This window comes from Treponema pedis, from assembly GCF_017161325.1.
In the GTDB taxonomy this organism is placed as follows: domain Bacteria; phylum Spirochaetota; class Spirochaetia; order Treponematales; family Treponemataceae; genus Treponema_B; species Treponema_B pedis.
The window spans coordinates 192,032-206,039 of the sequence record NZ_CP045670.1 but is presented as its reverse complement, the minus strand read 5'-3'; the positions used below and the strand labels follow the sequence as shown (position 1 = coordinate 206,039).

Here is a 14,008-nt window from a genome sequence, read left to right as displayed (position 1 = left end):
ACAAGACTATCTTGATTTAAAAGTTTTACGTAAAAAACGTCTGAATTTTCTTAGCAATACGAGTTTACTTGGATTAGTAAATAAGTCTAAAAAATATGATGTTTTATAATCTGAGTGTTGTTTAGGAGGCTTTTTTAAAATCAGATTAAACTCATCTCTTGATATATTAAGTTTATTTAAAACAAATGAAATATCTTTTTCCATTTGAACGCTGTCATAAGCGGGTCTGTTATATATTTCCAATGCTTTATCCCGTGTTAACTGCTCTGAAACGATCAAACTTGATAAATGAGATGTACGCTTATCGACTTTAAATTTTTCTTTAAACCAAATCAGTTGAATTACCTTTGTAAGCACATTCTCAAGATGCTTTGCCTCATAATATGTAAAGCCGGAAAATTCTTGTAATTCTTTTATCGCATCTTCCTTATTATAATCTATATAATTCAATGGTGTTACGGTTTTTAAACGTAAAAGCCTATTATCAATCATTCTCCTCTGCCAAGAAATCAACGGTAATTTGTTAATCGGTTTAGTTCCGAATTGTTTATGAATTGCCTTAATATGTTTAAGATCATATGCAGAATGTGTATTATCAGATTGGAGAATGGATTCTAATGAAAAATTGTGTCCGGAAAGGAAGTATTTTATTCTTTTCTTCCGTGCAAAATCATATAAAGCTGCAAATAGAACATTATCTTGCGGTATAGCCAAATTGGGAACTTCTGCATAAAAAAAAGCTCGTGTTAAATCCAAAAATTGCTCTTCATCAGGAGTTATCGTAATAAGAGTTATACCGGCTTTTTCTACAAGATGCTTAATATTATCCTTAGCCAACTCCGTATCAAACCCGTCATCAACATGAACAGCAAGAATACGTAATCCCCACTTTACGGCACCGAGATATGCAAGATAAGAAGAGTCAAGTCCACCTGATATTCCCATTAAACAATCATATTCTTTTCTTGCACCGTCTTTCTTTAATACAGTCAGCAGCTCCTTTAACTTCTTAGAACCTTCAGAATTTGGAAAATAAGAGAACGGTTTTACTGCAAATGCATTCGTACAATAATTACAATAGCCTTCATTATTAAATTTTATATTTGTATCTGATATATTATCCATAATACATCTATTACAACGCTTAAATTCAGACATAAAACAACCTTCCTAAATAATAATTTATTTACTTTCAATTTTTATAATTGCATCTTTTAATCTCTCAGAATAGTTATCCGCAAAAAATAATTTGCCTTCTTCTGCTACAGAGACTCTATCAAATGCTATTGCTTTATATATTTGCTGTACATATTCGTCCGGTGTATCAGCATATAAAACCGAATGAATCTCTGAAAAAAAATCGGCATAATTGAATACCGCAAGGCCTCCAATATTTATTAAGACAGTCGGCGTACCGAAAGCCAAGCTTTCAACAGCACATGTTGACACAACTGCCGATGTAATATGTGAATTTTGCATACACTGATATACATCCAACTCCGTTTCAATTGAAATATTGGCATGTTTAAATTTTTTATGATAATCCTTTATGAACCTCGGAATAAAAATAAAAAAGAAACGTTCATCCATCGAGGCAGTTTGCATTGTAAAATCCAATATCTCCCTATCAATATCATATTGGCTGGCAACAGTGATAATTATCTTATTGTTAATATTAGGATATTTTTTATTAAATAATTTCGAATTCCTATTTTTATCTCGCAACATTAAATCTATATAACAATTCCCTACAACAAAAATATTTTTACTAGGATATATAAATTCATTTACGGACAATTTAAATGCATCACCAAAAACAAACAAATGTGTGGGATATGGATTAGGTGTAATATTCTTAAATCCAATATATGCTATATTCGATAGATTTATTAAACCATGCTGCATCTCAATTATAGGTATACGCATTTGTTTAGCAACAAAAAAAGCAGGCAGTCGCCAAAAATCATAGTAACAATTTACATATATTTTAATCGGTTTTATTAGTTTAAAATACCAAGTATAAAAATCTAACAGAATTTTAACTGAGCGTAAATATTTTGAATATTTAAAATCAATTTTTAAGTATTCAATAATTTCATCCAAAATGCATATATTTTTTATATTAGTCAACTTCGGTTTATAAAATATTTCCATTAATTTGGCTATAAATATAATAAAATCTGAATTGATGTATTTATCTTTTGCAGTAATATTTCTCGACATTAATTTTACCACACAAGGTATGGTTTTAGCCTCTACAGTAAAAATTCCATACATAATTCGATCAATATAGGCACCATTATATTTTTTTACACCTACATCATCCGTAAATACAAAGGCTGCATTTTTTTTGAACATCACTTTTAAAGATGTTGTTGTAATTGCTTGCCATATACGCCGAATTGCTGAAACATTCTTCATTACAACAGAATCTGACTGTTCATCTGAATAATAATAAATCGTGAATATATTTGAACGCAGAAACGGCCACAGCTTTATACCATCATATTCAATAGTTTCAACAGGATAGCTGGTTTCAATATATTTCACCTTTTCAATAACATCTGTTTTCATAACAATACACCTTATAAAATCACAACCTTTATTAATAATAAATACAAATAATATTCATAAAGAAATCTATAATCACCCATAAACTTATCAGGGAAAATAAGTTTCAAATTCTCTCTATGTAACGTGTTAATATCAAAAACTATTTTAACTTTGTTTACTAAATGCTGTTTAATGTAAGATTTATTTTTTCGAGCAATCATATGGTAAAATTTCCTCATGGTCTATTCTACAGCAGTATTTCTTATACTGTCAGTAATTCATATTTTTAAGACAGCAAAATAAGGCTCTATTAATCCACCTTTCACTTTATTATAATTCCAAAACCGACAGAGAGAAACACAGGGTAATCAAAAATTGATTTATTAGTATTCAATAAAACAGATATCATAAATTTAGTATTATTTTTATACGTTAATGGCATAAATTCATCAACACCCAATACAAAAACATCTCCCATAATTGAGACCCCATACATAATATTGATTTAAAAAGATTTACATCAACAAATCAACCCCTCTGCGATATTTTATTAATAGAGATGTCAATAATTATTGTGTGACTTTATTATTAAAAATATCCATTGAAAAATACTTCTTAATGCTTTCTCTCCATAAATCAAATATATCGGAAGTGTATAAAATATTTTCTAATCATAATTCAGATATTTATCTCTAGCATCATCAAACAGAAAGCCAGCACTGCTACCAAGATGCTCAAAATAATCCGCATTCCTAAATGATTCTCCAAAATATCCAAATTCTGCAAAGTCAGTAAATAAGGGTAACTCTTTAGAGTAAAATTTTAAAATATTCATATTACAACCATATATTACAAAATACTCCAAGTACTGATGTAAATTTAAAATAATATCTATACTCCCCCAGGTGTTGTCCAATACATAATATCATATTGTAACCCATATTTTTTAGCAATACATTTAACAATCTTGAAGTCTTCTGTTTTAGTATTAGCCAGGAAAGAATTTCCAACTCCATATTGTAAAGAAGACTGTTTACCGCTTGAAATAAAAGAAGCTAAAACCATTCGATAATCTAATCATGCAGTCATATTTATAGTAACTTTATTATACAATTTAGAAATTTTTGAACTAATATTCATAATTTTTCAGTAAGATAATCTACACAGTCATTAAAATTTTTACTTAAAATATCAATAATAAAAGAATGCTCTTAGGCAAAACAACACAATCTATTTATTTCAAAATCATGCATCACAACCTCATTACCCTGAAGATGATATATCAGAAAATATAGTTTCGTTACTTAAAACACCGCGTTGAAATCATTTTTCAATTAAAACCCGCCAATTCACTGTATGAATTTTTAATACTTTTGCCAAAACATAAAATGAATTAAAATATGCAAACAAGTATTATTAAATACATAATATATTTTATAAAGAGATGTCTCATCCACAAAACAAAAAACTTATTTTTTTATTATAATAATAATGGCATAGATATCATAGACATACTCTGTAAGTCTCCCAGCCCCACAATCAAAATCTCTATAAATCAAATCGATATCTTCATCATTCGTTCACCTTTTATATATAAGCGTACCTGAATAATAAATACCAACTCTTTTCTCATTATTGATTTATTCTCTTTGTTTTAAAAATTCAATAATATTAAACCCCATAGCATAAGTTTCAAATCTTACCTTTCGACCTGATTCTATAATAAATTTCTTAAATTTATTCATCAAAACTAAACTTATAGAAAATAAAAATGAAGAATTTCATAATAACTCCCTATCATTATATTTTAAAAATAAGCCTTTTAATAAATTTATATTAAAGTTAAAGAAAAATAAACAAAAAAAAAAAAAAAAAAAAAAAATGCTAAACATAAAAACATTTTATCATAAATAAAACAAAAGTAGTTGCTGGCATAAAAATAAATACATTACCTAAAAAAGTTATTAAAAATCCTATAATAAGTTTTCTATCAAAACTAACGAGAGAAACTTTATATGCTAAACCTATAATAAATGGAAGTATAACCATGTATGATAACAAAGTAGCAAAAAACACCACATTCATACCAAAAAAGAAGAATAAAAATAAAATTAAAACCAATATTTAAAATAGTGATACAAACCCACAAGACAAATTTATATTTAGTAAATCTAAGATTATAATCAACTTATATTTTAAAAATTAATTTTAAACCATTAAAATAAAAATTATACAGAACTAATAACACAACAATATTCGCTATTGTATATATTTCATTAAAAAAACAAATATATCATTGATAATAAGAGACATCTCAAAAATAATAAAATAAAAAAGATAAAAACTATAGAACTTACTTTTTCAATTTCACTATAGATTGAATTTTCTGCACTATGTTTTTCGAATATATTAGGCACCATAGCTGTATTTACCGATATCATTAAAATATCTGCTATAGACCCAATCTTATAGCCAATAAAATATATACCAGCATCATAGCTTGCTTTCAGATTATAAATCATTACACGATCAACAAAAGTTGTCACAAGTTCCGACAATTCAAGAGCTATTCGTACAAATGAATACCATATCATCTCACGCAGTTTTTATGTTTCGAATATCTCCATAATAGATATTTTTTTTGTTAAATACAAACATGCTATTGCATATAAAATTTTCTTTTATTAAATCCACTAAAAAAGCTAATACCCTACTTTTAAAATTAACAATAAATATAATATTTAGTAGTATACAGATAAGAGAAATAATCATTGTCAATAATAAAACATATTTTGTGCTGTTAATACTGCAATAGCGTTATTTATAAAAATATCTAACCATGAAATAACAAGTACAATATAAAAAAGTTTTTATTGAAAATGTACATTCAGTTTTGATAAAAACAAGAATTATATATAAAATTATATAGAAAAATGTAGTAGTGAAAAAAGAAAATTTAATACTAACAGTATACAGTACACTTATCTCACCATCATTTTTACAAGTAAAATAAAAACGTGAAAGCCCTCTGTATATCATAAAAGAAATAAGTATCGTTAACAAACTCGCAGTAATAACTAAAAAATGTATCACTCCATACTCATCGGGAGATATTAAATGAGTATAAAGCAGTAATAATAAAAACCTCAGCTTTTATAAAAATATTACTAACCATAAAAACTAAAGTATTTTCCAACAATTTTCTCATATACAACAGAGCTATTTTTTTAAATGTCCTGCAATTTCCTGAATTTTTTGAAAATCAGCCGGTTTCCCAATATCAATCCAATAGCCAGAAATAGGAAAGCGAATAACTTTGCGGTTATGCTTAATTAAATCCATCAAAAAGTCAGTGGCATCATAGTACCTATCCTTAGGAATAAAATCAAGAAGTTCTTTTTTGAAAAGATATATTCCTGCATTGGCATAATAATAATAATTCGGCTTTTCTTTTATTCCAACAATATTTCGTGTATCCTCAAGTTCAAGAATTCCGTACGGAATATTTACATTATATGGCATAGCGGCCACACTCATATCCGCTTTATACTTCAAAAAATGCAAATAAAAATCTTCTAAATTGATATTGGTAAAAAGGTCGGAATTCATTAAAAGAATAACATCATTATACCATTCAGTAATATATTGAACACCGCCAACGGTTCCTAAAAACTTTTCACCCTCTCGGATACAGTTAATCTTTACGCCGTTTTTTTCACTGGAAAAATGATCTTCAATCTGTTCCGCTAAATAATTAACCGTAACATGTATATGGTCAATACCATAATGCATCAGGTTATCAATATTATAATCAATAATCGGTTTATCACCTACTTTCAAAAGCGGTTTCGGCGTTGTAAGCGTCAACGGACGAAGCCGTTCCCCTTTTCCGCCTGCCATCAAAACCGCATCTATCGGTAAATATGATTTTCCATCGGAAAAATCTAAGATCTTTCGAATCGTTTTATCTCCATTGAGATACGGTACAAGCTTAAGTCCCTTTTGACGAATATGTTTGATAAGTTCTATTGAGTAATTACTGCCGGTGATGATGTAGGTAAAATCTTTATGCATAACCGATTCTACCGCTTCATTCAAAGCAATACCAGATATTAAAGCACGACGACAATCTCCATCAGTAAGCGAGCCTATCACACAATCGTTGTCATCAACAACAAATAAAGTAAGCATGCCGTTATCTGAAACCATGTTAAGTTGTGTCAAAGCATCAAGAATCGTACAGCTGTAATGTATCTTATAAATATTCAAAACCTGTACATTCATTTTGCTAAATCTCCAGCATCCTGACGATGTAAAATAAATTCAGCAAACTGCCAATCAAAATTTGTATCAATATCAATTGAGCGAATGGTATCCATCACCGTTTTTTTGATTTTTGTAAAATGGAACATCCCCTTGTCTTTTAAAGATTTCGGATTTATCACATATACGGCACCATTATATTCATAATACGGTTTTACATCTTGCCGCCGAGTGGCATTTTTACTGAAGGACATTTCAAGGAATCCATTACTGTTTTCTTCGCAAATAACTGCCGCGATATCGGATGTTTTAACGGAAACAACCATATCTAACTCATCTATATATAGTTCTATTGCATTTAATACATCCTGCGTAGACCGAAGCGGAGAAGTAGGCTGTAATAAAACTATCGCTTTATATTTTCGTCCAAGAGTCTCATAATACTCAAGAGCATGAAGTAAAACATCATTCGTTGTTGCCGTATCCGTCGCAAACTCATCAGGTCTCACAAAAGGAACTTTTAATCCATAGTTATTTGCAACGGCAATAATATCTTTATCATCGGTTGAAAGACATATATTTTCATCATCAGTGAAACTTCTTGCAATATCTATTGAGTAACAAATTAAAGGCTTTCCATTCAGCGGCTTAATATTTTTATGAGGTATACCTTTACTGCCGCCTCGTGCGGGAATGACAAAAAGATATTCTTCAGTGTATTTCATAACTCAATTCCCTCATCTTCTGCAAAATCTTTTTTTGCACTTAGTCCAATAACGGTATCCCAAAGCGAAGCGGAAACACCGTCAGAACTTCGTTTTACGGTTATATTATCGTCTGAAAATTTTTCGCCGCAAGAAATTTTCTTTTTTGCAACAATTCGTTTTAACACAACTTCAGATATTTTTCTTTCTGCTTGCGACGGAAGCTTTATACCACTACCTAATGCTTTTTCTATGTTTCTAATTTTTTGTACCATTATCGAGAACTCTTTCGGATTGGTACTTGCGGCATGATCTGGACCTTCCATTGTTATATCAAGCGTAAAATGTTTTTCAATAACAGAAGCCCCAAGAGCAACCGCTGCAATGGAAACTTCATCACCTACAGTGTGATCCGAATACCCTACTGGACAGTGAAAAGCGGAATGCAGAGTTTGCATTGCAGTTAGATTCACCGCATCCATTGGACAAGGATAATTTGTCGTGCAGTGCAAAAGCGTAATATGTTCTACCCCCGCGGCCTTCAACGTTCTATAGGCAACATCTGTATTCGATAAAGAACCCATTCCCGTACTTAAAATAATAGGTAGATGTTTTGAACCCGCATAGCGTAAAAAAGGAATGTTGGTTATTTCTCCCGAACCGATTTTAATCATTGGCATTTTTAAGCCAATCAAAAAATCCAAACTTTCCTTTTCAAAGGCTGTTGACAAAAACATAATACCGATAGAGTTGCAATATTCTTTTACCTTTTGAAAATCTTCATAAGAAAGTTCCAAAGCCTTTAACATCTCAAACTGAGAACTTGTTTTTCTGGTATTCCGCACTTGATAGTCGGCTTGGGCAACGGTTTTTGTAAGAAGAGCCTCAGTCTTCCATGTTTGAAATTTAACAGCGTCCGCCCCTGTTTTTTTTGCCTCATCGCACAATTTTAATGCAATGTCTAATTTGCCGTTATGATTCACACCTGCTTCCGCAATAATAAAAGTCTTCATTTTTTATAAACGCTCCTGCACTGATTACGCAATTATCTTGCACAGTTACACCCTGTGCTACACACGCGTTGCTTCCAATAAAAACACCTTGATTAATTACAGAGTCACCATTTATGACTGCTGCTGTTGAAATATGGCAAAAATCTTTTACGATAACACCGTGCTCAATATCAGCCTTTGTGTTGATAATACAATGTTCGCCCACAATCGCACCTGCATTAATTACTGCATCATGACAAATCAGTGTTCCAGCTCCAATATGGGCATACCTTGAAACATAGGCACGAGGAGAAATCACCGTTCCAATATTCGCGTGATACTCGGTTAATAAAGCCGCAATTTGCTGGCGTATCGCAGAAGATTTTATTTGCCCAACTGTTATCAGAAAAACCGTTTTATCATTAACAAGTGACGGGATTAAAGAATCATCACCTAATATAGGATACGAAAGGATATTTCCACCAATCCCTACAGGATCTAATATTCCTTTAATAGTATATCTATTCTCTTGCTCAATAATATCAATAGCGGAAAGACAATGACCACCTGCACCTATCAATACTATATCCAATTTTTCTAACATAAGTTTACTTAACAGATTCTTTTAATATCCACATACCGTTACTTTTTTTATCAAAAATGCTTTTATTATAATGCCTATCAATAATTTCCCAAAATTTTTTTTCACTGTATCCAAAAAATTGACAAAATTCCCTAACACTTCTTGGATCTAACGCATGATCATGCTCTTTGACCAATTTGATTGCCTCATCTCTTGTAATCATTCCATATCGAATCATTCTAGAACAATAATCAGTTGCAGCTGCATGACCAAATTTGGGATATTTCAGCCATGAATGTACTAAATAAGCCGGTGATTCCACTTGATCAAATTGTTCGACATGATGAGTTCTTTCCCACTCATGTGTTAAATCATGAAAACCATATCGCTTTGCCAATTCGTAATTATCAAAACTATTCCATTCTAAAAAATAACTAAGATAAATAGGTTCTAATTTATTTATTTCAGTCTCTGATGGAGGAAGAAAAAAATTTAAAGCCTTTGCATTAATACCTATATCTAGTAAATCTTCAATACTTATACCGCTCGCAACACCATTATTTATTTGATCTTTTGCAGAATATGTCTCAATCGCATTAGCTCCACCGTATTCATAAGATACATTTTCCCCATAAACCAACAAGGGAAGATTAAATTTAACTGCCATGTGCAATGGATATGTATATATATATCTATCAATTAAATATGTTGGTTTTCCATATTTTTCAAAGGTATATCGCCCAATTTCTTTTTGAGCCTGCAGATTCGGTTTTATTGAAATAATATCACATCCAAAAACCTCTGAAATATTCTTTATATTATGAGTTCCGGCTTTTGTCATCGGAAAATTATCTTCAACTGATACAAGTAACGGATTCATTTTCATTTTTTCTTTCATAAGGTAAGTTTGAAAATGACTATCTTTACCGCCCGATACGGCAATCATACAATCATACCCATTTGAACCATGCATTCCCCGATATTTATCACATAAAGCTTCCAATTCACGCCATCGCTTTTGATAATCAACATTTTTTCGTTTAGCAAAAGACTGACAAGCAGAACAAACCCCATTTTCGTCAAAACTAATACCCGGTCGCGTATCCGGCATTACACATTTTGAGCAGTATTTCATATTAAACTCCTTAAATTTAATATTTATTTTATATATAGCAAATTCACATAACCAATATTAACAAATTATAATTTAATATACTCTTTATTTCAATCTATTTTGAATAAAAATAGTAGACTATCTCCAAATCATCAATACAATTTTTTATAGTAACCATATAGATCCTTCAAAATAACTTATACAAAATTTCATATATCTGCTCTACTGTATTTCCGTCACTCCAATAATTTTTATCGGAATACTTCATTTTTACAGCAAACATTGCTTTTTTAACAGCGTTTTGTGTTCCCATCTATAAGACAAACTATTGAATTTCTTTAAGTAACATAAAACTTTCAGCATAATTACATCCCGCAGTCGCACCACGAAAAGTTGCCAGAGCTTGTATATTTTTTTCATTTCGTGGAAATGGACAGTCATACATTTCTGTTTTGAAAATTTTCATAATTTCTATTTTTCTTTCGATAAAATCTGAAATATCAACAAAAACATTTGGTACGAACGCATCTTCTTTTGTGTTAGGAGCAAATTCCGTTTCACTTATTGTTTCCATCATATATATTTTTTTTATGAATGGATACCGAAAAATCTTTGTACAACTATAGGCTGCTTCGAACACTTTTCTATGATCACTATGAACATCAGATTTGAACGGTAAATAGATTATATTTGGTTTTACACTTTTTATAACATTTGAAACTTTTTCAATCAATTCCGACATACTATATTCATCAACACGCCTGGTAGGGAGTCTTAAATTTATCACGGATGAAAAATCGTACAAAAAAGAAACCTTTTCAATTTCAAGATTACGAACATCAATTTCCTTTTGCGAAGCTCCGTTCTCCACTTTATCTTCTGTTATAATAAGCCAATGGATTTTTGCGCCTAATGACTTATACTTTAATAGGGTTCCGCCACAACCCAATGTTTCATCATCCGGATGTACTGCAATAACTAATATGTTTTCTTTCATAAATATTCACCTACTTTAGGTAGTATTTTAAATTCATGCTGCAAAATATTCACAGCACCATCGTATGTTTTTACCATTATTTTATCGGGAGCAACAAATAGAATTTTTCCCGGCTCAATATTTGAAAATTCACCTTCTAAATCGACTTCTTCTACTCGCCAAATTTTAACGATCGAATCCTTATATAAAATATGAGCACCTACATATGGATGTGTCAATGCTCTTACCAAATTATAAACAGCAAAAGAACTCATTCTAAAATCTACTACCCCATCTAGAATTCCTCTCTTGCGCCATGTATTCGATTCAGCCTCCTTTTGCTTTATAATAACATGCTTATACGAACCATCTGAAAGTTGCGGCAAAAATTTCTCAATTTGCTCCAAAGCACAATCTTCCAATTTCGTATATAAAGTATTTGCATCATCTGTATAATCAATTGTAATTACTTTTTGTGACAATATATCACCACTATCAGCTCCTTCATCCATAAAAAAAAATGTAGACCCCGTCTCTGGCAATCCCAATGCCAATGCCCAAATAATGGGATGTCGCCCTCGATTTTTTGGTAATAAAGTAGGATGATATCCAATTACACCAAGAGGAGGTATAGAAAGAATTTCTTTCCCGATAAGTTGGGATAAGCCAATACATAAAATAACATCCGGTTGTAAGTTTTTTATCCAATCAATACAGTCTTGAGAGTTAATACTTTGAATCAAAAAACAGGGAATTTTCTTTTCAATACACAAAGGAGTTAAATCGGCAAAATCACTGTTATAATGAGAATCCTCTTTGGTACAAACACCGATTATATCTGTATTTAAATCAATTAATTTATTTAATACTCTTAATGAAAAAAGAACAGTTCCAATTACAAGCACTTTCATATTGAAAACTCCGCATCATAAAATCGTTTTTTTATTATATCCGCTAAATCGACAGATTTTAATATTTTTATAATTTGCTTACTTTGAAAACAATCTCCTTCATATGGATTAACAGTCAACTTTAAGGTTTCTTTAAAAGTACCATTATTCAATTTATCGAAAGCAGCCTGTATGCTTTCTCTACTTGAATCGCAATTGATAACACTACTTGCAGCTATACGACCTTTTTGCCGATCTCCAATATTTATGGTCGCAATTTGAAAACTCGGAACTTCTGTTAACCCACTAGAACTGTTACCAACAACAGCTTCCACATATTGGAGTGTACTTAAATATCTCAAATGCCCTAAAGAAGCAAAAACAACAGCTCGATGTGAATTGTTAAAAACATATTCGTCAATTAACTGATTTATGACACGACCATCTGTATCGCTATTTGCTTTTGTAAAAATAATACCCAAATCTCCATATTGATTTAAAATATAAAGCAAATTCTCAAACTCTGTTTTTGTAGTATACGATAAAGTTAGCGGATGAAAAGTTACCAAAATGGTTCTATTCCAAAATTTGAATTTTAACTGTTGCTCAAGTTCTTGCTTTGAAAGCAAGCGTAATCGCTTTTTTGCTTCTGTTATCGCACCACCAACATAAAATACATTTTTAGGTTGTTCTCCTAATTGAATAACTCTTTTTCGATACACTTCCGTTTCTGTGAAATGCAACTGACTCATTTTTGTAAGGCAATGTCTAATTGCTTCATCAATAAGCCCCTCTGTAGCTTCCCCCCCCGCAATATGAGCGACAGGTATTCTTGCAATCATAGCAGCACTCACTGCTGCAAATATTTCATATCTATCACCAAGAACAACAATAATATCAGGAAACAGTTCTGCATACGCTTCGGAAAATGATATAGTTGCCAATCCCATTGATTTTGATATGCCAACAGGAGTATCCGAAGATAAAATAATTTCTATTTTTTTTGAAATTTTGAATTCCTTCTCTATTTCTTTATATGTTAAACCGAATTCACTACTCAGATGCATACCGGTAACTATTAATTGCAATTCCAATTCAGGATCTGTATCAATCTCTTTTATTATCCAGTACAACAAACCGTATTCTGCTCTTGTTCCTGTAATAACACATATCTTTCTCAAAATTTTACTCTCCTATTATTTGCATACATATTTTTGCGAAAACAGCCTATTTCTCATACATAGCGGTTATAATGTAGATGTGTTTTTTTCATACTATAATATTTCCAACTTGTAAATCCATTCAGAGAAATATTTACACTTAGATAACAATACATTCATTCCTATTTTTTCAAAATAGATACATCTGAAATAACTTTATCGTAATCCGGGATACAAGCAATGACTCTCTTTGACAGATATGTTTCAATATCACAATTAATAAACTCAGAATTTTTAAACACTGCTGTACTCTCTTTAATTGAGGTTATATCATATTCAAAAAATTCATTTTGAATTTCAATAACATCGGTAAAAACAAGTATTTCAAATTTATACAACTGTATATATAGAACATATATATTTTATATGATCTTTTTCATCTCGCATTGCTGTTTCAAGTACAGCAACTTTCTCATAGAGATTATTCACATTATTTATTTTAGTCATAGTAGGTACATCTTTCGGGAGACCATAAAAATCAAACATCGTTGTAACGAAATTACCTTAATGTTTTGCTTTGACAAAAAATTCATTAACCGTAAAATCAGCTTTTTGAAAATTGCTCATACCACCTCTATACATCCCCCCCAGTCTTTTATCATTTTTTATAAGAATTCTTATCTGAATAAGAGTCATGTTTTGTGATAAACAATAAGGAACAAGTATATTTTTCACAAAACTAACTTCAGTCTGCCTCTCACATACTACAAAGA

13 protein-coding genes are annotated in these 14,008 nt (G+C 30.7%); all 13 read right to left on the bottom strand.

What is annotated here, in order from left to right:
* Positions 1-6 precede the first annotated feature (6 nt).
* On the bottom strand, positions 7-1,158 hold the full coding sequence (locus DYQ05_RS00975; protein ID WP_024465241.1) for an N-acetyl sugar amidotransferase: 1,152 nt from the start codon (positions 1,156-1,158) through the stop codon (positions 7-9).
* 24 nt (positions 1,159-1,182) lie between these two features.
* Positions 1,183-2,574 carry a hypothetical protein gene (locus DYQ05_RS00970; protein ID WP_020964001.1) on the bottom strand — a complete coding sequence of 464 codons (1,392 nt, stop codon included), beginning with the start codon at positions 2,572-2,574 and terminating at the stop codon, positions 1,183-1,185.
* 301 nt (positions 2,575-2,875) lie between these two features.
* Positions 2,876-3,031, bottom strand: coding sequence for a hypothetical protein (locus tag DYQ05_RS00965; protein WP_187289353.1), 156 nt, complete (start codon positions 3,029-3,031; stop codon positions 2,876-2,878).
* A 189-nt stretch (positions 3,032-3,220) separates the two neighbouring features.
* On the bottom strand, positions 3,221-3,388 hold the full coding sequence (locus tag DYQ05_RS00960; protein WP_187289352.1) for a hypothetical protein: 168 nt from the start codon (positions 3,386-3,388) through the stop codon (positions 3,221-3,223).
* A 2,384-nt stretch (positions 3,389-5,772) separates the two neighbouring features.
* Positions 5,773-6,837 (bottom strand): nucleotidyltransferase family protein, encoded by a 1,065-nt coding sequence (locus DYQ05_RS00955; RefSeq protein WP_144299178.1) that lies wholly within the window; start codon positions 6,835-6,837, stop codon positions 5,773-5,775.
* Positions 6,834-7,541, bottom strand: a complete 708-nt coding sequence (locus tag DYQ05_RS00950; protein WP_020963998.1) for an acylneuraminate cytidylyltransferase family protein — start codon at positions 7,539-7,541, stop codon at positions 6,834-6,836. The genes DYQ05_RS00955 and DYQ05_RS00950 overlap by 4 nt, the downstream gene beginning before the upstream one ends.
* Entirely contained in the window at positions 7,538-8,533 is a 996-nt protein-coding gene (gene neuB, locus DYQ05_RS00945; protein WP_024465661.1) for an N-acetylneuraminate synthase, read from the bottom strand. Before neuB ends, DYQ05_RS00950 begins: the two co-directional genes overlap by 4 nt.
* Positions 8,493-9,116 carry a NeuD/PglB/VioB family sugar acetyltransferase gene (locus tag DYQ05_RS00940; protein WP_020963996.1) on the bottom strand — a complete coding sequence of 208 codons (624 nt, stop codon included), beginning with the start codon at positions 9,114-9,116 and terminating at the stop codon, positions 8,493-8,495. The genes neuB and DYQ05_RS00940 overlap by 41 nt, the downstream gene beginning before the upstream one ends.
* A 4-nt stretch (positions 9,117-9,120) precedes the next feature.
* Positions 9,121-10,230 (bottom strand): N-acetyl sugar amidotransferase, encoded by a 1,110-nt coding sequence (locus DYQ05_RS00935; RefSeq protein WP_020963995.1) that lies wholly within the window; start codon positions 10,228-10,230, stop codon positions 9,121-9,123.
* Positions 10,231-10,534: 304 nt separating this feature from the next.
* Entirely contained in the window at positions 10,535-11,206 is a 672-nt protein-coding gene (locus DYQ05_RS00930) for a PIG-L deacetylase family protein (protein WP_020963993.1), read from the bottom strand.
* Positions 11,203-12,096 carry a formyltransferase family protein gene (locus DYQ05_RS00925; RefSeq protein ID WP_020963992.1) on the bottom strand — a complete coding sequence of 298 codons (894 nt, stop codon included), beginning with the start codon at positions 12,094-12,096 and terminating at the stop codon, positions 11,203-11,205. The genes DYQ05_RS00930 and DYQ05_RS00925 overlap by 4 nt, the downstream gene beginning before the upstream one ends.
* Complete coding sequence (gene neuC, locus DYQ05_RS00920; protein WP_020963991.1) at positions 12,093-13,256, bottom strand: UDP-N-acetylglucosamine 2-epimerase; 1,164 nt, start codon at positions 13,254-13,256, stop codon at positions 12,093-12,095. Before neuC ends, DYQ05_RS00925 begins: the two co-directional genes overlap by 4 nt.
* 543 nt (positions 13,257-13,799) lie before the next feature.
* Positions 13,800-13,970: a hypothetical protein gene (locus DYQ05_RS00915; protein WP_206183661.1), complete on the bottom strand. Its 171-nt coding sequence runs from the start codon at positions 13,968-13,970 to the stop codon at positions 13,800-13,802.
* Positions 13,971-14,008: the final 38 nt, after the last annotated feature.

What these genes read in the sequence shown, in the direction of transcription:
- DYQ05_RS00975 (WP_024465241.1), bottom strand. Translation starts at nt 1,158, where the DNA reads ATGTCTGAATTTAAGCGTTGTAATAGATGTATTATGGATAATATATCA.
- DYQ05_RS00970 (WP_020964001.1), bottom strand. Translation starts at nt 2,574, where the DNA reads ATGAAAACAGATGTTATTGAAAAGGTGAAATATATTGAAACCAGCTAT.
- DYQ05_RS00965 (WP_187289353.1), bottom strand. Translation starts at nt 3,031, where the DNA reads ATGGGAGATGTTTTTGTATTGGGTGTTGATGAATTTATGCCATTAACG.
- DYQ05_RS00960 (WP_187289352.1), bottom strand. Translation starts at nt 3,388, where the DNA reads ATGAATATTTTAAAATTTTACTCTAAAGAGTTACCCTTATTTACTGAC.
- DYQ05_RS00955 (WP_144299178.1), bottom strand. Translation starts at nt 6,837, where the DNA reads ATGAATGTACAGGTTTTGAATATTTATAAGATACATTACAGCTGTACG.
- DYQ05_RS00950 (WP_020963998.1), bottom strand. Translation starts at nt 7,541, where the DNA reads ATGAAATACACTGAAGAATATCTTTTTGTCATTCCCGCACGAGGCGGC.
- neuB (WP_024465661.1), bottom strand. Translation starts at nt 8,533, where the DNA reads ATGAAGACTTTTATTATTGCGGAAGCAGGTGTGAATCATAACGGCAAA.
- DYQ05_RS00940 (WP_020963996.1), bottom strand. Translation starts at nt 9,116, where the DNA reads ATGTTAGAAAAATTGGATATAGTATTGATAGGTGCAGGTGGTCATTGT.
- DYQ05_RS00935 (WP_020963995.1), bottom strand. Translation starts at nt 10,230, where the DNA reads ATGAAATACTGCTCAAAATGTGTAATGCCGGATACGCGACCGGGTATT.
- DYQ05_RS00930 (WP_020963993.1), bottom strand. Translation starts at nt 11,206, where the DNA reads ATGAAAGAAAACATATTAGTTATTGCAGTACATCCGGATGATGAAACA.
- DYQ05_RS00925 (WP_020963992.1), bottom strand. Translation starts at nt 12,096, where the DNA reads ATGAAAGTGCTTGTAATTGGAACTGTTCTTTTTTCATTAAGAGTATTA.